17 protein-coding genes and 4 pseudogenes are annotated in these 21,532 nt (G+C 67.0%); 9 read left to right on the forward strand and 12 right to left on the reverse strand.

Going from position 1 to position 21,532, the window contains the following annotated elements; genetic code table 11:
* Window positions 1-17 precede the first annotated feature (17 nt).
* Window positions 18-230: a hypothetical protein gene (locus H3H54_RS00735; protein WP_262425116.1), complete on the reverse strand. Its 213-nt coding sequence runs from the start codon at window positions 228-230 to the stop codon at window positions 18-20.
* The gene (locus tag H3H54_RS00740) at window positions 209-754 is read right to left on the reverse strand and encodes a sulfite exporter TauE/SafE family protein (protein ID WP_262425117.1); all 546 of its coding nucleotides are present in this window, start codon (window positions 752-754) and stop codon (window positions 209-211) included. The genes H3H54_RS00735 and H3H54_RS00740 overlap by 22 nt, the downstream gene beginning before the upstream one ends.
* A 116-nt stretch (window positions 755-870) precedes the next feature.
* On the opposite strand from H3H54_RS00740, the gene H3H54_RS00745 reads away from it, so the two are divergent.
* Window positions 871-1,698, forward strand: a complete 828-nt coding sequence (locus H3H54_RS00745) for an SDR family oxidoreductase (protein ID WP_087486255.1) — start codon at window positions 871-873, stop codon at window positions 1,696-1,698.
* Between the two features lie 57 nt (window positions 1,699-1,755).
* Here H3H54_RS00745 and H3H54_RS00750 read toward each other — a convergent pair whose 3' ends face one another.
* A complete protein-coding gene (locus H3H54_RS00750) occupies window positions 1,756-2,979 on the reverse strand; it encodes an amidohydrolase (RefSeq protein ID WP_262425118.1) in 1,224 nt (407 codons plus the stop codon).
* Between the two features lie 273 nt (window positions 2,980-3,252).
* Here H3H54_RS00750 and H3H54_RS00755 point away from each other — a divergent pair, with 273 nt between their 5' ends.
* From H3H54_RS00755 to H3H54_RS00765, 3 genes are all read left to right on the forward strand, one after another.
* Complete coding sequence (locus H3H54_RS00755; protein WP_262425119.1) at window positions 3,253-3,435, forward strand: hypothetical protein; 183 nt, start codon at window positions 3,253-3,255, stop codon at window positions 3,433-3,435.
* Between the two features lie 151 nt (window positions 3,436-3,586).
* On the forward strand, window positions 3,587-4,294 hold the full coding sequence (locus H3H54_RS00760) for a GNAT family N-acetyltransferase (protein WP_262425120.1): 708 nt from the start codon (window positions 3,587-3,589) through the stop codon (window positions 4,292-4,294).
* Window positions 4,295-4,503: 209 nt separating this feature from the next.
* A complete protein-coding gene (locus tag H3H54_RS00765; RefSeq protein ID WP_262425121.1) occupies window positions 4,504-5,325 on the forward strand; it encodes a DUF1524 domain-containing protein in 822 nt (273 codons plus the stop codon).
* A gap of 10 nt (window positions 5,326-5,335) precedes the next feature.
* On the opposite strand, the gene H3H54_RS00770 is transcribed toward H3H54_RS00765, so the two are convergent.
* Complete coding sequence (locus H3H54_RS00770; protein ID WP_395963680.1) at window positions 5,336-5,926, reverse strand: class I SAM-dependent methyltransferase; 591 nt, start codon at window positions 5,924-5,926, stop codon at window positions 5,336-5,338.
* A 266-nt stretch (window positions 5,927-6,192) separates the two neighbouring features.
* Between H3H54_RS00770 and H3H54_RS19330 the strand changes: the two are divergent.
* Window positions 6,193-6,456: pseudogene (locus H3H54_RS19330) on the forward strand (acyltransferase); the annotation flags it as partial.
* Between the two features lie 109 nt (window positions 6,457-6,565).
* Entirely contained in the window at window positions 6,566-7,546 is a 981-nt protein-coding gene (locus H3H54_RS00775) for an acyltransferase (protein ID WP_316249095.1), read from the forward strand.
* Window positions 7,547-8,108: 562 nt separating this feature from the next.
* Here H3H54_RS00775 and H3H54_RS00780 read toward each other — a convergent pair.
* From H3H54_RS00780 to H3H54_RS00790, 3 genes are all read right to left on the reverse strand, one after another.
* Complete coding sequence (locus H3H54_RS00780) at window positions 8,109-8,414, reverse strand: GIY-YIG nuclease family protein (protein ID WP_262425123.1); 306 nt, start codon at window positions 8,412-8,414, stop codon at window positions 8,109-8,111.
* Between the two features lie 161 nt (window positions 8,415-8,575).
* Window positions 8,576-9,745 carry a DNA cytosine methyltransferase gene (locus tag H3H54_RS00785; RefSeq protein WP_262425124.1) on the reverse strand — a complete coding sequence of 390 codons (1,170 nt, stop codon included), beginning with the start codon at window positions 9,743-9,745 and terminating at the stop codon, window positions 8,576-8,578.
* 128 nt (window positions 9,746-9,873) lie between these two features.
* Complete coding sequence (locus tag H3H54_RS00790; RefSeq protein ID WP_262425125.1) at window positions 9,874-11,988, reverse strand: ATP-binding protein; 2,115 nt, start codon at window positions 11,986-11,988, stop codon at window positions 9,874-9,876.
* Window positions 11,989-12,518: 530 nt separating this feature from the next.
* Between H3H54_RS00790 and H3H54_RS00795 the strand changes: the two genes are divergently transcribed.
* The 3 genes and pseudogenes from H3H54_RS00795 to H3H54_RS00810 form a co-directional block, all read left to right on the forward strand.
* Window positions 12,519-13,508, forward strand: a complete 990-nt coding sequence (locus tag H3H54_RS00795) for an IS481 family transposase (protein ID WP_262425126.1) — start codon at window positions 12,519-12,521, stop codon at window positions 13,506-13,508.
* A 228-nt stretch (window positions 13,509-13,736) separates the two neighbouring features.
* Window positions 13,737-15,615 (forward strand): annotated as a pseudogene (locus tag H3H54_RS19335) (heavy metal translocating P-type ATPase); the annotation flags it as partial.
* Window positions 15,616-16,015: 400 nt separating this feature from the next.
* Window positions 16,016-16,483, forward strand: a pseudogene (locus tag H3H54_RS00810) (carboxypeptidase); the annotation flags it as partial.
* Window positions 16,484-16,514: 31 nt separating this feature from the next.
* On the opposite strand, the gene H3H54_RS00815 reads toward H3H54_RS00810, so the two are convergent.
* The 5 genes and pseudogenes from H3H54_RS00815 to H3H54_RS00835 form a co-directional block, all read right to left on the reverse strand.
* Window positions 16,515-17,495 carry an LLM class flavin-dependent oxidoreductase gene (locus tag H3H54_RS00815; protein ID WP_262425129.1) on the reverse strand — a complete coding sequence of 327 codons (981 nt, stop codon included), beginning with the start codon at window positions 17,493-17,495 and terminating at the stop codon, window positions 16,515-16,517.
* 250 nt (window positions 17,496-17,745) lie between these two features.
* Window positions 17,746-18,741 carry an ABC transporter permease subunit gene (locus tag H3H54_RS00820; protein ID WP_262425130.1) on the reverse strand — a complete coding sequence of 332 codons (996 nt, stop codon included), beginning with the start codon at window positions 18,739-18,741 and terminating at the stop codon, window positions 17,746-17,748.
* Window positions 18,738-19,424 (reverse strand): ABC transporter permease, encoded by a 687-nt coding sequence (locus H3H54_RS00825; protein WP_395963154.1) that lies wholly within the window; start codon window positions 19,422-19,424, stop codon window positions 18,738-18,740. Before H3H54_RS00825 ends, H3H54_RS00820 begins: the two co-directional genes overlap by 4 nt.
* Window positions 19,373-19,816, reverse strand: a complete 444-nt coding sequence (locus tag H3H54_RS00830) for an ABC transporter permease (RefSeq protein ID WP_262425131.1) — start codon at window positions 19,814-19,816, stop codon at window positions 19,373-19,375. Before H3H54_RS00830 ends, H3H54_RS00825 begins: the two co-directional genes overlap by 52 nt.
* Window positions 19,813-21,380 (reverse strand): annotated as a pseudogene (locus tag H3H54_RS00835) (sugar ABC transporter ATP-binding protein). The gene H3H54_RS00830 and the pseudogene H3H54_RS00835 overlap by 4 nt, the downstream one beginning before the upstream one ends.
* Between the last annotated feature and the right edge of the window lie 152 nt (window positions 21,381-21,532).

Here is a 21,532-nt window from a genome sequence, read left to right on the forward strand (position 1 = left end):
GGTGATTGGGGCCGGGGTCAGAGCTGGATGAGGCCCTGGGTGAGGGAGATCAGCGCACCGACCATCGCGATCACGATCACCCAGCGCATCGCCCGGGCGCCGTGCACCCAGCGGGCCAGCACGTTGCCGCCGATCAGCCCCACTACCAGCAGCCCCAGCAGCGTCGCCCAGCCCGTGATGGGCAGCGAGGGCAGCGACCATTTCGCGATCAGCGCCGCCACGCCGAGCACGGCGAAGTGCAGCTGGGCGGTGGCCGCGAAGCGGCGATGCTCCACTGCGTGGCCAGGGCGTAGACCACCAGCCCCGGACCGCCCACCCCGGCGGTCACGTTCATCAGTCCCGAGGCGAAGCCTCCGCCCACGCCCACCCACGGTGAGTTCGGCACCTGGAGCCGGCGCGAGGCGAGGGTGAACAGCAGCCCGACGATCACCAGCAGACTGATCGAGATCGCGAGCACCGGCGCCGGCAGCCACAGCACCAGCAGCGCCCCGGGCACGGTGCCCACGATCCCGGCGGGGATCACGCTTCCGGCCCGCTTCCAGTCGAGATCAGCATGGACCACGGAGAGGTTCAGCAGCGCGGCGACGATCCCGCACACGTTCGTGACCAGGATTCCCTCGAAGGGGCCCAGCGCCATCACCAGGAACGGGGAGGACAGCAGCGCGAAGCCCATTCCGGTGGTGCGCACCGCGACCGCCCCGGCCAGGACGGCCAGCGCGGCCAGGCCCAGCTGCCACCACTGCGGATCGATCACGCAGGCCAGGGTATGCGGTGAACCGGTGACTTATGACCCTGGATCCGATGCGTGCGCGTGGATAGTGTCGAGGTACGAGCACTGCTCGATGCGGTGCGCTCACCAGGAGGTCCGTCATGACCCGCACCTACATCATCACCGGAGCAGCCTCGGGCATCGGGGCGAAGACCGCCGAACTGCTGCGCGAGCAGGGCCACACGGTCGTCGGCGTCGATCTGCAGGGCGTGGAGGTCTCCGCGGACCTCTCCACCCCGGACGGCCGCGCCGAGGCCGCCCGGCTCGCCCTCGAGGCGACGGGCGGGATCGTCGATGCGGTGATCCCGTCGGCCGGGCTCGCCGCCCCGAAGGCCGTCACCGCTGCGGTGAACTACTTCGGGATGACCGAGTTCCTCGAGGCGCTGCAGCCGGCGCTGGCCCGCTCCGAGGCGCCGCGCGTCGCGCTGGTCTCCTCGATGTCCTCCCTGCAGCCGCTCGACCCCGCGCTGGTCGAGGCGCTGATGGCGGATGACGAGCCCGCGGCGCTCGCCCGGGCGGAGGAGCTCGCCGCCGATCCCGCCACCGGCAACCTCATCTACGCCTCCTCGAAGCGGGCGATCTCCCGCTGGGTGCGGCGCGAGTCCACCGGGCCGAAGTGGGCCGGGGCCGGGATCCCGCTGAACGCCGTCGCCCCCGGCATCGTGCGCACCCCGATGACGCAGGACATGCTCGCCGATCCTCAGTACGCGGCGTTCATGGACATGGTGGTGCCGATGCCGCTGAACGGTCATCAGGACGCCGAGAGCGTGGCGCGCCTGCTGATCTGGCTGACGTCGGTGGAGAACTCCCACTGCTGCGGCCAGACGTTCTACGCCGACGGCGGCGCCGATGCGGTGCTGCGGGGCGAGGACGTGTGGGGCTGGAACGACGAGGCGATCAACGCCAAGTTCGCCGCGTTCGGGGTCTGAGGCGCGCCGCCGCGCGTGCGGGCCGGCGTCGGCAGAGCGCCGACGTCGGCCCGCCGGTCAGCCCCGCCCCAGCAGCGCGAACGCGGCGCTCGCCGCGGCCTCGGTGCCTGTGCTCAGGGAGGGCTGCAGGTCCGGGGCCCACAGCGGCGAGTGGTTCGGCGCCGCCTCCCGCCCTTGGGCGTAGCCGCCGAAGCCCCAGTAGCAGTACGGCACCCCGAAGGCGTCCGGGATCGTGGAGAAGTCCTCGGAGGCGGTGACGGGGTCCATGTGCTCGACCCGCTCCGGCCCGAACTGGGCGATGAACGCCTCGCGCACCTGTGCGGCCAGCTGCGGGTCGTTGTCGGTGACGGGGTAGCGGTTGAACAGCTCGAACTCGGGCTCCTTCGGGGAGCGGGCCGCCTCGCACTCGGCGCGCACCATCCGCTGCACCCCTTCGACCAGGTGGTCGAGGATCTCCTCGCTGTAGGCGCGGAAGTTCAGCGCCAGCTCGGCTTGGTCCGGGATGATGTTCGCGCTGGTCCCGGCGTGCAGGGCGCCCACCGTCACCACCCCGAAGTCGCCGGGGGCGATCTCGCGGGCCACGAGGGTCTGGATCCGGGTGACGATCGCGGCGGCGAGCACCACCGGATCCACGCCCAGATGCGGCATCGAGCCGTGCGAGCCGGCGCCGTGCACCCGCACCCGCATCGACACCGAGGAGCTCAGCACCGGGCCGGGCGCCACGGCGACCTTCCCTGCGGCGGGGCTGGTCAGCACGTGCTGGCCCAGGTATGCATCCGGCGTGGGGATCTTGTCGATCAGCCCGTCCGCGACCATCGCCGCGGCCCCGGCGGCGGTCTCCTCCCCGGGCTGGAACAGGGCGATGAAGGTGCCGGACCAGTCCCCTCGATGCTCGGCCAGCAGCCTCGCCGCTCCGAGCGCCGCGACCATGTGGAAGTCATGGCCGCAGGCATGCATCGTGGGCTGGAGAGTCCCGTCGGCATCCTGCTGGCTGTGCACCGAGGCGTACGGCAGGCCGGAGGCCTCCTGCACGGGCAGGCCGTCCATGTCCGCGCGCAGCAGCACCGTCGGCCCCTCGCCCCGGGAGAGCACCCCCACCACGCCGCCGCCGATCTGCTGGACCTCGTACCCGAACTCGGCCAGCTGCGCGGCGATGATTCGCCGTGTGCGCTCCTCGCGCATCGACAGCTCGGGATGACGGTGCAGGTCCGTCAGCAGCGGCTCCTGCCAGGCGCGGTACTCTTTCAGCGCGGCGGTCATGCGGTCGGTCAGAGCGGTCATCTCGGATCCTTTCGCGGGGTGCCGCGGCGGCTTTTCGCGGCCGACGGGACAGGGCGCGGGCACGGCGGCGAGCACGCGGTATGACTCGAGCGTAACCAGGCCCGTCACCGCCGGTGTGATTCGCCTGACCCATGGTCTCGGACCCTTTTCTGCGACCCCCGCGGCCCTACTCTGGTCGCGAGCACAAAAGATGCCCGGAAACCGCATCTGATCAGCCGATACTCGGCCTCGAGAACGGTGCTCCCAACCACTGCGAGAAGGAGGGACCCACGTATGGAGTCGCGCCATGACGTCACTGTCGGCCAGGAGCTGCAGGCCACTACCGAGACCACGCAGATTCCGGCGGTCCCTGCCACTGCGGATTCGAGCGATCAGGCACCTACCTGGCGCAGCAGCCTGGCCGTCGCGGCCTCGCTCGTGGCCGCCTTCGTGGCCGTCACCCTGGTGAGCCTCTGAGCCTCTGAGCCTCTGAGTCACGGCGGAGGCGCGCCCGAGCGTGCCGCCCCGACGGTCCGGCAGCGGGCCAACGAAAAGAACTACCAGGTCGCTGCAGTCTCCGGTAGCTTCCGTGGAGATCCACGTTCCCGAGCCCTAAGAGGCCGCCGCTGTGTTCTCCGCACTCATCTCCAGCCAGCGGCTCCCGGCCGCCTTCGAGCCCTGCCCTGACGGCGAGCTGCTGGTGGTCATCGATCCGACTCGCTCGGAGAAGCTCCCGCTGTCGTTGCTGCGCCTGGACGGTGCGGCCGGGGTCCTCTCCCTCGCCCCGTACCTGGCCGCGCAGCTGGGCCTCGTCTCCGACGAGCGCCTGGACCGTGCAGAGCTCGAGGCGCGCCTCGAACGGGCAGGGCTCGAGCTCGCCAGCGCCGACCACCTGTTCCACCTCCCGCTCTCCGAGCAGGAGCGACTGCGCGCAGAGCCCTGGGGTGAGGGCACCCGCGAGCTCACCGCGGCCGACGCCGACGCCTTCGCCGCGTTCACCACCCGCGCCCCGGAGGACGACCTCGACGAGGCCTTCGTGGAGCTGGATCACTGGCTGGTGGTGGGCACCTTCCGCGAACAGCAGCTGGTCTCCGTCTCGAGCATGTACCCGTGGGGCGAGAGCGCGATCGCGGACCTCGGCGTGATCACCCTGCCGCAGTTCCGCGGCCAGGGCCTGGGCCGGGCGACGGTGCGCGCGATCAGCGCCGCCGCGTTGGCCCGTGGATATGAGCCGCAGTACCGCTGCGACCTCGACAACGCCCCCTCGGCAGCGCTCGCGAGGTCGGCGGGCTTCGCCCGGTTCGGGCTCTGGGAGGGGCTCGAGGACGGGGAGTGAGCAGGGATAACGCCTGACTCGTCTGTCAGGGGCGCGCCGTAGGCTTCCCGACGGCGCGGCGGCCGAGCGGGTGATCTCGAGGTCATCCGGCTGCCCGGGCCCTTCCCCACGAGCACGAAGGATCTTCCCTGCACACGCGACTGACCCTTCCCCTCCGCCACGACCGCCGCACCCGCCCGGACCGGCACTGCGCTCGCGCGCTGTGGCCGATGGTCCTGGCCGCCCTGCTCCTCCTCGCGCCGCTCAGCGCGTGCGAGCCCCTCACCGACACTGCGGAGCAGCCCGATGCCGTCCCGGCGGCCGACGGGACGGCGCTCGCGCTGCTCGAGGAGCTCGACGAGAAGGGCCGCGCCCCGAAGACGGGCTATGACCGCGACTCCTTCGGCTGGCGCGATGACATGGACCGCAACGGCTGCGACACCCGCAACGACATCCTGCGCCGCGACCTGGAGGAGATCACGCTCAAGCCCGGCACCGACGGATGCGTGGTGCTCACCGGCACCCTCCTCTCGCCCTTCAGCGGCGAGAGCGTCGCCTTCGACCGCACTGCCTCCACGGTCGACATCGACCACGTGGTGGCACTGTCGGACGCCTGGCAGACGGGCGCAGCCACCTGGGACGACAGCACCAAGCGCGAGTTCGCGAACGACCCGCTGAACCTCCTGGCGGTCGAGGCGAGCCTGAACCGCCAGAAGGGCGACGGTGACGCCGCCACCTGGCTGCCGCCGAAGCGGGAGAGCCGCTGCGAGTACGTGGCCCGGCAGATCGCGGTCAAGCACCGCTACGAGCTGTGGGTGAAGCCCGCCGAGGCCGACGCCATGCGGCGCGTGCTCGCCGACTGCGCGGACCAGTCGGCGCCGGACGCCGACGAACCCTCGGCGGAGGAGCCGGCCTCCGGGGCCGGCGGAAAGACAGCCCCGTTCGAGAACTGCGACGCCGCCCGCGCCGCAGGCGCCGCCCCGGTCCGCGCGGACGATCCCGGCTACGGCAAGCACTTGGACCGCGACGGCGACGGGGTGGGCTGCGCGTAGGGCGTGCGCCTCAGCGTCTGCGCGCCACCAGCACCGCGTCCGCCAGCTCGGAGGGCTGCCCGTCATGGCCGACGGACGGGCGGCTGCGCTCGTCGGCGACCTCGATCGTCCACTGATCCGAGGGCAGGTCCAGCTGGGCGGCGTCGTCCCGGGCGGTGATCATGTTCGGGCCGCGGTGGGAGGAACCGGGCGGCCCGGCGGCGTGGGAGATCACCACGAGACGCCCACCGCTGCGCACGGCCGACGCCGCCGTGCGCAGGATCGCGGTGCGGTCCAGCGCCACGTTCGACTGGAAGAACGAGGCGGTCACCAGATCCACCGACTCCGGCTCCGGCTGCCAGGTGCTGAGGTCCGTCGCCGTGAAAGTTGCGGTGTCGGAGCCACGTGCGGAGGCTTCCGCGCGGGCGCGGCCGACGGCGGTTTCGGAGATGTCCAGGCCGTGGGCCTGCCATCCCTGCTCGGCCAGCCACAGCACATCCCCGCCCTCGCCGCAGCCGAGGTCGATCGCGGTGCCGGGGTCAGCTCGCCCACCACGGCGGCCAAGCTGGCGTTGACCTTCCCGGACCAGATCCGTTCGGTCTCCGAGTAACGCTTCTCCCAGTACTCAGTGGGGGAGAGGTGGGCGTGGGGGTCCTCGGCGGCGTGGCCTGCGCCGTGATGGTGGTGAGCTGTCATGGGGCGAGCCTGGCAGATGTGGTGACGGCGGGGAAGGGCTCGTGCGCACCGCGCCGCAGAGCTGCACTGCATTCTTGCGCGGGGCGCCGGACGGGTAGATTGTCGCCTCATCCAGGAGCGCCGCTCCCGGTCATGACCGCTACTTCCCCGCCGACGCCGGCGCGGCCGGGGCGAGACGAGGGGATGCCTGAGATGACGAGTCCGCGCCTGAGCCGCGCCCAGAAGGTCGACGCCGCCACCCCCGCCTCCCGCAACCGGGTGGTGGACTTCCTGCGCGCCGCCGCGATCACCGTGGTGGTGCTCGGACACTGGACGATCATCGCCGTGGACGCCGACGGCGGGATCATGCCGCACGGCGTGCTCGACCAGGCCCGCTTGACCCATCCGCTCACCTGGATCTTCCAGGTGATGCCGATCTTCTTCCTGGTGGGCGGCTACTCCAACGCCCTGTCCTGGCGATCCGCCCGGCGCAAGGACGTGGGCTACGCCGAATGGCTGCGCACGAGGCTGCGCCGCCGCCGGGATACCGCTGATCCCGCTGCTGCTGGCCTGGCTGGTGATCGGTATGGTCGCCGTGGCAGCCGGTGCCCCGCATGCGACCGTCCAGCTCGCCTCCCAGATGGCGCTGATCCCTACCTGGTTCCTCGCCGCGTACCTGATGGTGATCATCGTGGCCCCGCCCTGCCTGATCCTGTGGGAGCGGTTCGGCTGGTTCTCGATCCTCGGCGTGCTCGCGCTCGCCGCCGCCGTGGACACCCTCAGTCTCCTCGCCGACCAGCCGCTGCTCGGCTACCCGAACTACCTGCTGGTGTGGGCCGCGTTCCACCAGGTCGGCTACGCCTGGCTCGACGGCAGGCTCTCCGGCGCCGGCAGGCGTCTGCTGCTCGCCGCGATCGGCCTGGTGGGCCTGCTGCTGCTGGTGAGCGTGGGCCCCTATCCGGTCTCGATGATCACGTCCGCAGCCGACGACATCTCCAACTCGAGCCCCACCCGCATCACCATGGCGTTCCTGGGCATGCTGCAAGCCGGGCTGGTGCTCTCCCTCGAGAAGCCGCTGACCGCCCTGCTGAAGAAGCCCGGGCTGTGGTTCGTCACGGTGCTGGTGAACCAGCGGATCATGACCTGGTTCCTGTGGCACCTCACCGTCATGGTGGGGGTGGCGCACGTGCTGCTCGCCCTCGATGCCCGCGCGCTGCTGCCCGAACCGCTGAGCGGTGCGTGGTGGGCGAGCAGGCCGCTGTGGGTACTCGCGCTACTGGCGCTCACCGGGGTGGTGGTGCTGGTGATGGGCCGGTTCGAAACCCCGCGGGCCGACGACAGGCCGGCGCCCCCTCTGTGGAAGCCCTTCGCGGCAGGCGTGACCGTGATCGCCGGGCTGGCCGTGATGGCGAACGTGGGCGTGGTCAGCGAGGGCGGCGTGACCTGGTGGTGGCCGCTGCTGCCGGTGGTGGGGATGGTGGTGTTTGGGGTGGTGGCGACGGTGCGAGATGAGGGTTCCCGGAAGACGGTGCGAATGTTGGCACGAAAATCTGCCGGGGACGACTAGCGCGCAATGAGCGTTGAGGCAAAAAGCAAAAACGAAAGTAGATAAGAGTGTCAGACCGCTAACGGCCGCTCGCGTCTCTTCTGAACAGGCGAATCCACACACCTTAATGGATTCTCGTTACGTCTATGTAAATGACGGCTGCGTTTCGAGTCTCGGTAATTACTTAGCGGGCTTTGTGTCTCTGCCCAGCGGCTGCTCTTCGTTTCGCTGATTCTGGGCTGCACCGGCGCTAAGTGGGATGTAGTCGGCACGATGCAAGTTGCCTCCACGTTCGCCGGCTTCTGCAGTCACGCTTCCAACCAGCTCGGGCACATCGATCGCTTCAGGAGAGGGTCGGTGCCTCCCCTCGGCGAATGCCAGTCTCGCTGCGGCGAGGTCCGCAAGGCGTACTGCCTGGATCACGATGACACGTCGCAGTCCCGCGGACACTTCGCCCCGCTCGTGAGCAACCGCGGCGACCCGGGCGAGTGTCTCTGCGCGCCGCGCGATGCGCACGTCTGGATGCTCTCTGTCCTCGCGCATGCCCTCCGGGATAAGCGTGAAGCGATGCGCGGCCGGCAGGTCAACTAGGGGATACTGGTGGGATCTTCTCATTGAGAATTGCCTGATACTTGGAGTTTCGAATTGCATTTACGTACACCGAATATTCGACGGCGTCGACCTGCGCATTCCGTTCTTTCGTTGGAGCTTCTCGCAGATGCTCTAGGGGATATAGCTCCATGTCTGCAACTTCGAGCGGATCGAGGATCCTGTAGGCGATCGTGTCGGACCGCTGGCCGCGAAGGTGCCTGCCGACCCTGGTTGCGAAATCCTCGGTGGTCTGTCCGACGTAGATCGGCTCGCCGTCGTAGTCGTAGAAGGCGTACACACCGATGCACCTTCCGAGTCGTTCCCCGCTAAGCGGATCAATGGAATCGAGGGCCTCGGTAAGCAGCTCTCGAAATCCCCGCACGAATCGCGTCGGCATGGACTTTTTCGTCGGAGGCCTGCGGTCAGGGTCATTGTAGCTAGCGACTCCCCGGCTTGCCATCAGAGAGCCTCGACGTTAAGTTCAAGCTGTCGCTGATGCCCGTCAGCCAGGGTGCCGTTGATGAGTGGAAGCAGATAGCTCTCGCTCAGCCAGGAGACGACAGGGACGGCAACAGCGTCGCCGAAACCAAACAGCGCCTGATTGGGTCGTGCCGAGCTCAAGTTATACTCGCCAGCACCCATGAGACGCGCGTACTCCTTGGGGGTCATCCAGCGGACTTGCATTCGCCCGTTCCCAAGCCGCACGACAGCTTGCTTCGAGGAGCCACCACGAGCCGTGCGCAGGCATCCCGAGATGTCGTCGGGCCGAACCTCCCATACTGCAACCCCTTTTCGTGTGCGGCGGTAGGCAGTTCTGTACTTGACCCCGCGTGAGTGTCGCATCGAGATAACGCGCTCACGCTGGAAGGGCGAGAGGGAATCGGAGAAGGTTCGAGCTCGGTCCGCATCCCACCAACGCTCATCATCCAGTCGCATTTCCTCCACAAGGTCGCTCAGGCCTTCAGTGAGCGGAAGCGGCGGCGCGGGTAGGGCCGCACGGTGTGTGCGAAGGCTCTTGTCGCCGAAAACCCACTGTAGCCAGTCCGGCCTGAGCTCAGAATTCGGGTCCGCGACGTCGGTCGGAGGATTGGTGGCGGCGACGAGGAACAGTCGTGGCCGCGACTGGGGCACGAATCGCCTGGCGTCGATTGCGAGGACATCAACAGAGTAACCAAGTTCGTTGAAAGCATGAATTGCCGCAGCGAGATCGTCGCCGCCATGCGACGAAGCCAATCCCGTCACATTCTCGAGGACAGCGACCTCAGGACGGTCGTCCCCTAGCTCCTTGAGGAGACGGATGAAGTGCCAGAAGGTGCCCGACTGTGCGCCAGCGAAGCCTGCTCGTCCACCCGCAAGGGAGAGGTCAGTGCAGGGGGAAGAGGCCCAGGCGAGTGAAGCGTCGCGCGGCAGTTGAGCAACGCCTACCTGACCGATATCTCCTAGGGCAAAGGTGTGATCGTCTTGCCCGCCGAACTGGGCCTCGTACATTGCCTTCTTGTTGGCCTCGTAGTCGTTTGCCCAAGCCACGCGGAACCCAGCGGCCTCCAGACCCATACGGGCAAGGCCGATGCCTGCAAAGAACTCGAGGGCCTTCGGTCGGGCGCTGTGCAGAGGCGTGATTACTCCCATCTGCCCGAGCATAGTCGAGCAACCGACATCTGGCAGGGGTAGAGCCATCGCTGCCGAGTGAGTCTTGCGACTCCCGATCACTACTCGCGTGAGAGCCGTTACAGAGCGTCCACTACCCGCTGGCGCTACTACATCGAGTTGGAAGGCGCGTAATAATGGGATAGATACTCGGGCATTCTCGGTTCTATAATAGTATTCCAGTGCTCCACTATGTCTTCGTCGAAATAGTCTTCGAGGGACTCCGAATTGCGCGACAGTTCAACCGCCAGCGGTACGTCGCGGCGGACAAAATGGCGAATCGCGTCTTTGCCGCCAATGTCCCTGCCGCGATTGAGGTGGTCGATCATGGGGTTCAGAACGCCCTCAATCAGATAGTTGTGCGTTTCGGGAGTAAGGGAGATTTTGCCGTCACCGCCAAGCAAAATCGCTTCACCTCGTCGGTTAGTTAACCATCCGGGAATGGCATCAAATTCTACGTTGAGCTTCAGGTACTCGCTTACTGCGCGGGTGGCCCACCCCGCGCCGCCTTCAAAAAGGCAGTACTGACTCTTCATGAAGTTCCTACTCGTTAGGTAGAAAACAAGGGTGTTGTCGTCAGTTATATTCCTTCTTACGACCTCACTCAAGGCTCGCGCGTCGGTGGTGACAACGGTTGTGCCGGGTCGAGAGGTGTAAAAAATCTCTTCTTCATTAGCGCCGCGCGAGCGCAATAGCTCGTCTATCAATGTGGCAAAGGCGTGGTCTGCGCTAGCGTGAGAGATAAAAACTTTGTAGTTTTGCTTTGGCGTGACGTCACCTTGGATTTTATTCGAGATTATTGAGTGTAGTTCGTCGCGTACGGATTGTGAGATTTCTTCATACTGATCAAAGTCGAGACGCAACTGCTGCGTGAAATGCTTCTTACCCGCGGTGTCTCGTCGACCCCTCTCGTCTTCAGTATTCTTTGTGATTGTTGCTGCCAAGTGTGTGCGGCCCTGCATTAATCTTCGCACCAATGGTCGCACCAGTGCGCGAAGGAGGAGTATCCGTCTATCTGTTTGGTCGAAGTCTTGTCGGTTGGCAGTCGCGATGTCGGGTAGAAGATCGTCATCTAGCACGTCGAACGAGATCTCTCCTTCGACATAATTGACATATGTGCCCGTCAGGCCCAATTGTGAGAGGAGATTATCGCTTGCGAGCTTGCCTCGCACATATAGGCGAATCTGCGCGGGGTTATAGAACTTGTTCTTAGTGAATCGTTCATCGTTGGCTTTTGCGGAATCCGGATGGATTGTTGCGTGCATTCCTAGCCACCCGGTCAGCGCGAAAGGGCGACCCTTGTAAGTTTGAGCCTCCAGGTTCAGATCGTCCCCTAGTTCGCTCCATCCGTCTATTTCCTCAGTTAGGGTCCCGAAAGGTTCGCGCTCTTGAGGGAAGGAAAAAGTGCCGCCGGGTAGGCCCTTTGCGGGAATCTTTACGACCGGGGCGGCTTCGGCTAGTTCAATAGGTCGGTAACTGGCGTTGCGGAAGCTTTGGAGGATTTCGCTAAAATTGTTGAAGGCGATCGATTTTTCGACTGGCTTGTAAGCAGGTTCGGCTGCATGTCCAGTTGTGTGCACCCACAGGAAGAGTCCCGCCTCTTTGGCGGCAGGAAGTAAGAACTGATTCGCGAGCCTCGTGCTAAGCGCCTTTATGGCTTGAGGTCCATACCCTGTTAGATCTACGCCGAGGATCGTGATTCGTGTGCCCGTACTGGTGTCGTCCCACAAATAATTGTTTGGAGTGGACGGGGTTGCGGACACACGGGCGAGGCTCGGATGGTCATTGTCACCTATGGTTCCATCGCGTGCGTCCAGCTCCCACTTCGATTCTCCCTCAGAGTGCTTGGTCGATATGAAGAAGTGGGGGGAAAGGAATAGGGCCGCGAGTTTCCCAATGCCTTTGCGGCCCATGGGGTGGTTGACGCCACTGTTGTCAGAGTTTGCCTGGCGCTTATCGCGGCCAACTGTCACATATGAGTCGATGTCCGAACGTGACATTCCCACGCCGTCATCTAGAATCTCGATCGTTGCGTCAGTCTTGTTGGTCGCATCGATATAAATTCGTACGGCGTCTGCGCCGGCATCGAGGCCATTCGCAACGAGTTCGGAGAGGGCATTCCATGGATTAGAGTACAGTCCTCGGCCGAGAAGCTTTAGCGCGAGCCAACTAAAGGTGAACTCTGCTCCCTCGTTGTCGTCTACCACTGCGGCCTCTTCTTCCATCTCAGTCCTCGGGTCTGGGCGTGAAGCTGCCCGCAATTATAGCCGCTGGCTGCGCTCTCGGGCCTTGGTAGGCCGACTCAGCTTTCCATCGTTGCGGCAACTCCTCGACTGCCGCGGAGCCGTCAAGACGGGTTCGCCGGTGGTGAGGGGTCTCCAGCGTGCGAATTCTGAGCGCCATCTGCGTGCAGGAGGCGTACATGTTTGATGCTGTATCACGACTCATAGGGAGCGAAGTCTGCGGAACGCCGGTGTTCCCGTGACTCGATTGAACAATGGTTCGAAGCTGACGGCTCCTTGAGTGGAGACTAGGTGGGCGGCGCGCGCCTATACGATCACTTTTTTAGAGTCGGTGCCATCAATCTGAATCGAAAGTTTGTTGCGTGGCACCACTGGACGTGCGGCGGTCTGGTTCGGAGTCTAGTTGTTGCGGGTCATGACGTTGTAGTCACGGAACGGGGATGAAGGAACGGGTCCCTGACCGGCACGATGGGTGGTGTCTAGACATCCGTCGCCCGGGAGGAACCCGTTCCATGACCCACCGTAATTCGCCTCTGACCCCTGCCGGAAGACTCCGCCTGGTCCAACGTGTCGAAGATGATGGCAGACCCATCGCCCACGTCGCCGCTGAAGCAGGAGTAGTTCGATCCACGCTCACGAAGTGGGTCCACCGCTACCGCGAAGACGGCGTCGAGGCCCTGGAAGACCGCACCAGCGCCCCCGCAAGACGGCCCTCGCGGATACCGATCGAGGTCATCGAACTCATCGATGCCTGGCGACGAGACCGCAAATGGTCTGCCCGCCGCATCGCCCTCGAGCTCGCCGGACGCGGGCACCATTTCTGTGTCCGCACCATCGGCAGATGGCTGCAGCGCCTCGGGATCTCCCGCCGCCGTGACCTCGACCCGACCGGGGAGAACAACCGCGAAACTGGGAAGATCATCGCTCGCTTCCCCGGTCACATGCTCCACCTGGACGTGAAGAAGGTCGGGAGGATCCCCGACGGCGGTGGCTGGAGGCTTCACGGCCGCGGCCATGCGAAGGCGCGCAAGCAGCGCGTGGACTACACCTACCTGCACACCGTGATCGACGGCTACTCACGCCTCGCCTACACCGAGGACTTGGAGAACGAGACCGCGGCAACCACCATCGGCTTCTTCTCCCGGGCGAGAGCGTTCTTCGCTGCTCACGGCATCAATCGCCTCGTCCGAGTGGTCACTGACAACGGCTCCAACTACCGCGCGAAGACCTTCGTTCGCACCGTGAACGCGCATGCCTCGCGGCATCAGCGGACCCGGCCCTACATGCCCCGGCACAACGGGAAAGTCGAGCGCTACCAGCGGATCCTTGCCGAGGAATGCCTCTACGCCCACGCCTTTTACTCCGAGAACGAGCGCCGCGAAGCGATCAGCGTCTGGGTCCACCATTACAGCTATCATCGGCCGCACACCGCCTGCGCCGATCAGCCCCCGGCCACCCGAGTCCACGAACGTGTCGACAACGTCATGACCTCATACATCTAGGATCTCTTCGAGCATCACGCCGCTGCTCGCACGGTGCCGCTCACCGAGGATGAACGCGGCTGAGCGTCATCACCGCAGACAAGCACGGTCGGCCGATTGACCCCCGAAGACGAGGCCATCATGAAGCCAGCGGTCGTTCTGGCGGCCTGACCTCAACGGACATCTGATCGCGCACCAGTCCCCTCAGCCCGCTCTCCACATTCAGGAAGAAAGATCGAGGGCGTAGAAATGCCGACACAGACCATCGCCTCACCCACCCGAGAAGCGCCGTCCTCGACGTCGCGGGCAGTGGAGTTCCTCCGCCGCCGCAAGTTCATGATCTTCGTGATCATCGGACTCACGGCCGGGCTGGTGCTCTGGGCGACCGGCCAGACCACCGCTCTCGCCGTCACCGCGTACCTGGTGCTCGGCATCGTGATCGTCGTGACGGCGATCGACATGGTGCGGGATCTGATGCGCGGGCACTGGGGGCTCGACATCCTCGCGGTCATCGCCATGATCGCGACCCTCGCGGTGCAGGAGTATGTCGCGGGGCTCATCATCGCGTTGATGCTCACCGGTGGCGAAGCATTGGAGGACCTGGCCGCGCGCCGCGCCAGCCGTGAGCTCGACCAGCTGATGAGCCGAGCTCCAGCGTTCGCGCAGCGAATCCACCCCAGCACAGGCGAGGTGGAAAGCATCACGATCGACGAAGTGCAGGTCGGTGACGAGCTGCTGGTGCGATCCTCGGAGATCCTCCCCGTTGACGGCGAGTTGTTGTCGGAGCACGCGACGATCGATGAATCCTCGGTGACCGGTGAGCCGATCCCGGTGAGCTATGGCGCCGGCGACCACGTCCTCTCGGGCACGGTGAACGGCACCGCGAGCTTCACGATGCGTGCGCAGAAGATGGCGGCCGATTCGAACTATGCGTCGATCGTGCGACTGGTGGAACGAGCCGTGGAATCCCACGCACCGATGGTGCGGCTCGCCGACCGGTACGCCGTGCCCTTCACGGTGGTGGCGCTGCTCATCGCTGGTTTCGCCTGGTTCCTCAGCGGGGACCCGGTGCGCTTCGCCGAGGTGCTCGTGGTGGCGACGCCCTGCCCGCTGCTCATCGCCGCCCCGGTCGCCTTCATGGGGGCATGAGCTCCGCCGCACGGCTGAACGTCATCATCAAAGACGGTGGCGTCCTGGAGATGCTCGCCCGGGTGCGTTCCGCCGCGTTCGATAAAACAGGCACCCTGACGCAGGGCAAGGCTGACGTGGTGGATATCCACCCGGCCTCCCGCAGCAGCAGCGAGACGCTTCAGCTGGCAGCTGCCGCGGAGCAGTACTCCGTCCATGTCTTCGCCGATCCGATCGTGGCAGCCGCGAGAGCGCAGCAGCTCGAGCTGCCGGACGTGACGAATGCTGACGAGGTCGCGACGAACGGGGTGCTCGCCCACCTGGCCGGCGGCGCCGTGGTGCGGGTCGGGAAGCCCGCCTTCATCGAGGAGGCGACCGGGTCGATCGACCGGCCCGAGCTCCGCGCCGGGGAGACGGCTGTGTATGTGTCGGTCGGTGACGAACTGGCCGGCACCATCATCTTGTCGGACCCGATCCGTCCGCACGCGGCAGGCACCATCTCCCGCCTTCGGGGAGCCGGCGTGGCGGAGATCGTGATGGTGACCGGCGACGTCGCGCCGACCGCCGAGTCCGTCGCGCAGACGGTGGGCATCCAGACGGTCCACGCCGAGACCACACCCCAGACCAAGGTCGAGATCGTGCAGGCCATCCGGCCGCGGCCGGTGCTCATGGTCGGTGACGGCATCAATGACGCCCCGGTGCTGGCAGCTGCGGACATAGGCATCGCCATGGCAGGCCGGGGGCCACCGTCGCGAGCGAATCGGCCGCAGCGGTCATCACCTCGAACGACATCGCACGCGTGGCAGACGTCGCCTATGTGTCGCGGCGCACCGTGCACATCGCGCTGCAGTCGATCTGGATGGGCATCATCATCTCGGTGGTCCTGATGCTCGTCGCCGCCTTCGGCTACCTGCCCGCAGTGGCGGGTGCGCTCCTGCAGGAGGTGGTCGATCTCGTCGCCATCGTGTCGGCTCTGCGAGCGCTCCGAGCACACAGGGGGCGGAGCGAGACCGTGCACCTCGCCACGAGCCGGCCCAGGCTGATGCCGCTGCTGCGTGAGCCCGAGAGGATGAACGGGACGCCGAACCTGGTGTGGGTCACCGGCTTTCCCCGCGAGCGGGTGATGCCCCTCAGTCGTCCGCACCGGAGCGGCATTCGGCGGCGGCGGGTTCGTCCGGGGCGTGTTCGCCCAGCTGACTCCCGGCACTACCGGAAACTAGCGACCTCGAGTGGAAACCACGCCATGGCGCAGGTCGATCCCCGCCTGGTGGAGCGCCGAGGTGATCGCCGACCAGCTCCTCGCCGCGCTGACGCCCGTCGGTGCTGCGGCAGACGACCCCGCCTATGCCTCCCGCTTCGCCGCCCTGCTCGAGGCGAGTCGCGAGTCGGGGAAGGTCCCGCTCGCCGCCTACGACATCGACTACATGATCGATCTGCACCACCAGGGTGCCTACAACGCGATCGGCGATGAGTGGGTCTCCGGCTCGATCCTCCACCTGACCAGCCCCAACGCCGATCCGGATCTGGTCGAGCGCTCGAAGCGGCTGGGCGTCATCGTCTACGACGCGGTCGACTCCACGGGCTGGGGCCTGCTCGGGAAGTACGCCGGCGGCTCCGCCGAGACGATCAGCCGCAACGGGCTGGCCGTGGAGTACGACATCGCCACCCTGCTGTTCGAGATGCGCGGCATGTCCGACCACTCCAACGAGGGCTCGGTCCTCGGGGCCCGCAGCAGCGGATACCTGATCAGGCAGACCGTGATCACCCTCGAAACGGCGACCCGGGCGCTGGCCGACGGATCGATCGATGCGGCGGACACCTCCCTCTGGGACACCCTCCCCACCCAGGAGTGGAGCCGCGACGAGTGACGAGCTGACGAGCCGCAGCAGGCAGCGACTCTCAGCCCAGATACGCCTCGGCGAGCAGCTCCGCGGACCGCAGCCGCTGCTCCACCTGCGGCCCCTGGTGGGCGATGATCAGTTCGTCGGCGCCGGTCAGCTCGGCGAACTCGGTGACCTTGTCCCGGACCACGTCAGGGGTGCCGACGGCGCTGTAGGTCGCCATCTCGTGCAGGTGCCGGGCCTGGGGAGCGGCGAGCAGCTCATCGGCCTGCTCGTCGGTGTACTCGGTGCCCGGCTGCAGCAGCAGCGCCACCCGGCTGCGCATCATCTCGTGCTGCTGGCGCTCGGCGTCGGCCTGGTCATCGGCGGCGATGACGTTGTAGGCAGCGATGACGTGGGGCGCATCGAGCTGCTCGGACGGCGTGAACTCACGGCGGTACAGCGCGATCGCTTCGTGCAGGGCGCCCGGGGCGAAGTGCGAGGCGAAGGAGTAGGGCAGGCCGAGGGTGGCGGCCAGGCCCGCGCCGAACAGTGAGGAGCCGAGGATGTACAGCGGGACGTCGGTGCCCTTGCCCGGATAGGCGTCCACGCCCGGGATCCGGGACTCGCCGCGCAGGTAGGCCTGCAGCTCCATGACGTCCTCGGGGAAGGTGTCGGCCTTGGCGCCGCTGCGGCGCAGTGCGCGCATCGTGTTCTGGTCGGTGCCCGGCGCCCGGCCCAGGCCCAGGTCGATCCGCCCGGGGTGGAGGGTCTCGAGGGTGCCGAACTGCTCGGCGATCACCAGCGGGGCGTGGTTGGGCAGCATGATGCCGCCCGCTCCGAGCCGTATGGACGTGGTGTGCGCGGCGACGTGCGCGATCAGCACCGAGGTGGCCGAGGACGCGATCGACCGCATGTTGTGGTGCTCGGCGTACCAGACCCGCCGATACCCGGTCTCCTCCGCCTTCTGGGCCAGAGCGACCGTGCCCTCCAGTGCCTGCGCGACGGTCTGGTCGCGGGCGGCGGTGGCGAGGTCGAGGATCGAGAGCGGGACAGGCATGAAGCACCTTTCGACGGGAGGCGGCGCCGGACGGCTCCGCACCTTCGGAGACAACGCCCGCGGCGTCGTTTCTCTTCCCGGCGTCGTGGTGGGTCAGACACCTGCCCGCTCATGAGACTCCACAGCACGAGAAGGTCATGGCACCCTCTCGCCGTGGGTGCCGTCACCGTCAGAGGCGGTCCCGAGCGCGGCTGCTCCTCCCGCTATTCCCGCTGCCTCGCCATCACCGCGCGCTGCAGCAGCACGAAGATCAGCAGGATCCCGCCGGTGATGATGGTGGTCGCCTCTGGGGGATGCTGCCGTCGCGGGTGATGAGCACGTTCATCAGGCCCAGGACCAGCGCGCCCACCACGGAGCCGAGCACGTACCCGAAACCGCCGGTGAGCAGGGTGCCGCCGATGACCGCCGCGGCGATCGCGTCCAGCTCCCAGCCGATGCCGGTGATGTTCTGGGCGGAGCCGAGGCGGGCGGTGTAGACCACCGCGGCGATCCCGCCGAGGGTCCCGCTGATCACGTAGATCAGCAGCTTGGTGCGCAGCACCGGCAGGCCCATCAGGGAGGCGGACTGCTCGGAGCCGCCGATGGCGTAGACGGTGCGCCCGGTGCGGGTGCGGTGCAGCACCACGAACGCGGCGACGACGACCAACAGGGCGATGAGCACGCCGGGGGTGATGACCAGGTCGTTGACCTTCGGGCCGTCGATGATCTTGAGCTTCGTGCCCAGCAGCAGGATCCCGGAGTCCTCCTCGAGCCGCACCGGCACGGTGGAGAGCATGGAGGCCAGGCCCCTGCCCAGGAACATCATGGCGAGGGTCGCGATGAAGGGTTGGACGTTGAAGTACTGGATGAGGATGCCGGAGACCAGCCCCATCGCCGAACCGATCCCGATCATGACCACGATGACCAGCCACGCGTTCCAGCCGGCGCCGGCGAGCATCACCCCGCACACGGAGGACAGCGCGATGATCGCCCCGACGGAGAGATCGATCCCGCCGCTGATGATCACGAAGGTCAGCCCCACGGCGAGGATGATCAGGTGAGCGTTGTTGATGAAGAGGTTCGAGACGGTGCTGAGCTGGAAGATCCGGCCGTAGGCGGTCTCGCCGTAGATCAGCATCAGCACGAAGATCAGCAGCGCGGCCAGAGTGGGCAGCGAGTCGGCGCGGAAGAAGCTCAGCATCCGGTGCAGGCGCGTGGTGCGCGGCGGAGTGCTGGTCGCGGGCGGGGTGGTGATGGCGGTGTTCATGCGGCCACGGCCTCCTTCTGCGGGGCGTCGGTGCCGGCGCCGGACTTCCGGGAGCGGCGGGCACGGAACAGGGTGCGCACCCGCTCGGACTGCAGCAGGCACAGCGCGATGATCACGATCGCCTTGAACGCCGGGGTGGCGGAGGAGGAGATGCCCAGGAACACCACCGTCTTGTCGAGGGTGGCGATCAGCAGCGCCCCGATCGCGGCGCCGGTGATATTGAACTTCCCTCCTGCGAGGGAGGTCCCGCCGATCACCACGGCGAGGATCGCGTCCATCTCCAGCTGGTAGCCGGTGTTGGAGACGTCCACCGTCATCACGCTCGCGGTGGCGAACACGCCGCCCACGGCCGCGAGCGTGCCCGAGGCGATGTACACCGCGAACAGCAGACCGCGCCGGTTCACTCCGGCCAGGCGCGCGGCGCGCGGATCCATGCCGATGGCCTCGATCATCAGGCCCAGCGCGCTGCGGCGCACCAGCAGGCCCACCGCGAGCACGATCAGCACGGCGAGCACGAACACCACCGGGATGCCGAGCACGTAGCCGTTGGCGAGCCAGCGGAAGGTCTCGTTGCTCGCGGCGGTGTTCTGGCCGCCGGTGATCACCTTCGCCAGCCCTCTCCCGGCGAGCATCAGCACCAGGGTGGAGATGAACGGTTGCAGTCCCACCACCGAGACCAGCACGGCGTTGACCGCGCCGAGCGCCGCTCCCAGCAGCAGAGCGAGCGCCAGTGCGGCGGCCGCCGCACCGGGGAGCCGCCGGCTGAGGCGAGGAGCTCCATCGCGACCGCCCCGGCGACTGCCATCACGGAGCCGACGGAGAGGTCGATGCCGGCGGTCGCGATGACCAAGCACATGCCCACCGAGATCATCGCGATCGGGGCGGCGGCGCGGAGGATGTCGATGACGTTGCCGACCAGGCTGCCGGTGGTCTCGTTGTAGCTGACCGCCAGGTACCCGGGGTCCTTGAGGGTGTTGACCAGCAGCAGCAGGGCGATCGCGATGATGCCCCAGAAGTAGGGGCGGCGGATCAGGTCCCTCACCGCCGAGGTCCCCTGGGTGCCGTCGGGGCTCATGAGCTGACTCCTGTTCCTGCGGGGTGAGGACTTCCGGGCCGGCCCGGCGCGGATTCCTCGGCGATGGTGGCGATCAGCGAGTCGGTCGAGACGCTCTCATCCACGGTGAGGTCGGCCAGCTTCCGCCGGTCCTTCAGCACGATGATGCGGTCGCTGAGCCGCACCACCTCCTCGAGCTCGGAGGAGATGAACACGATCGCCACGCCCTCATCGGCCAGGGCGATCACCTGCTCCATGATCTCCGTCTTGGCGCCCACATCGATACCGCGGGTGGGCTCGTCGAGGATCAGCACCTCGGGCTGCGTGGCCAGCCAGCGTCCCAGCAGCACCTTCTGCTGGTTCCCGCCGGAGAGGTTCCTGATGGGCCGGTCCGGATCGGCGGGACGCACGTTCAGGGCGCTCATGTACTTCTCGACCAGGGCGTCCTTCTCGTGAGCGGGCAGCGGGCGGGCCCATCCCCGCTCGGCCTGGACGGCGAGGATGAGGTTCTCGCGCACGGTGAGATCGCGGATGATCCCCTCGTCGCGCCGGTTCTCGCTGGCGTAGGCGATGCGGGCGGCGAGCGCGCGGGCGGGGGAGGAGATCTGGGTGTCCTCGCCGCGCATACGCACCGTCCCGGTTTCAGGCTTGTCCGCCCCGTAGACCAGGCGTGCGAGCTCGGTGCGGCCGCTGCCCAGCAGGCCGGCGATGCCCAGCACCTCCCCGGCGTGAAAGGTGACGTCGGTGGGTTCGAGGGAGCCTGTGCGGCCGATCCCCTCGGCGCTGTAGACGGGGTCGCCGCTGCGGTCCACCTCACGGCGCGAGCTGGCGCGCTCGAGGGAGTCCAGCGCCCCCATCTCCTTGCCCACCATGGTGGAGATGAGGGTGGCCTGGCTGATCTCCCGGGTGAGGAACTCGCCCTGGAACACGCCATTGCGCAGCACGGTGAGGCGGTCGCTGATCTCGTACACCTGGTCCAGGAAGTGGGAGACGAACAGGATCGCCACCCCTCATCCCGCAGCGAGCGGATCACCGCGAACAGTTGGGCGACCTCCGCCGCATCCAGGCTCGAGGTGGGCTCATCCAGGATCAGCACCTTGGAGTCTGTGACCGTTGCGCGGCTGATCGCGACCAGCTGCTGCAGCGCGATCGAGAGCGAGGACAGCGGAAGGCGCGGGTTCAGCCCGCCGAGGCCCACCTTCTCGAGCACCTGGGAAGCTCGCCGATGGGTCGCGCCCCAGTTGATGCCCAGCGGCCCGCGGGGCTCATGGCCGAGCATCACGTTCTCGCCGATCGAGAGGTTGGTGCACAGGTTCACCTCCTGGTACACGGTCGAGATCCCGGCGGCCTGGGCATCGGCCGTGCCGTGGAGCCGCTGCGGGGTGCCGGAGATCAGGACGGTGCCCTCATCGATGCTGTACACGCCGGTCAGCGCCTTGATCAGGGTGGACTTGCCGGCTCCGTTCTCCCCCATCAGGGCATGGACCTCACCGGGCAGGAGCCGGAAGCTCACCCGGTCCAGGGCCTTGACCCCGGGGAAGGAGATCGAGATGTCCTGCATCTCGACGATCGGTGGTGCGGGCATCGTGTCTCTCTCCGTGCGTTCTGCGGGCGGCGGTGCCCGGTCTGGTGCGGACGGCGGTCGTCGGCCCCGTGGCCGGGGCCCGGAGCGGACGGCCGCCGTCCGTCAGCTCCGGACCGGCCTTCAGGACCGTCTGCGGGTCTGTGCCTGCGGGC

Origin of the sequence: Brachybacterium sp. Z12 (assembly GCF_014400405.1) — a bacterium.
Lineage (GTDB): Bacteria > Actinomycetota > Actinomycetes > Actinomycetales > Dermabacteraceae > Brachybacterium.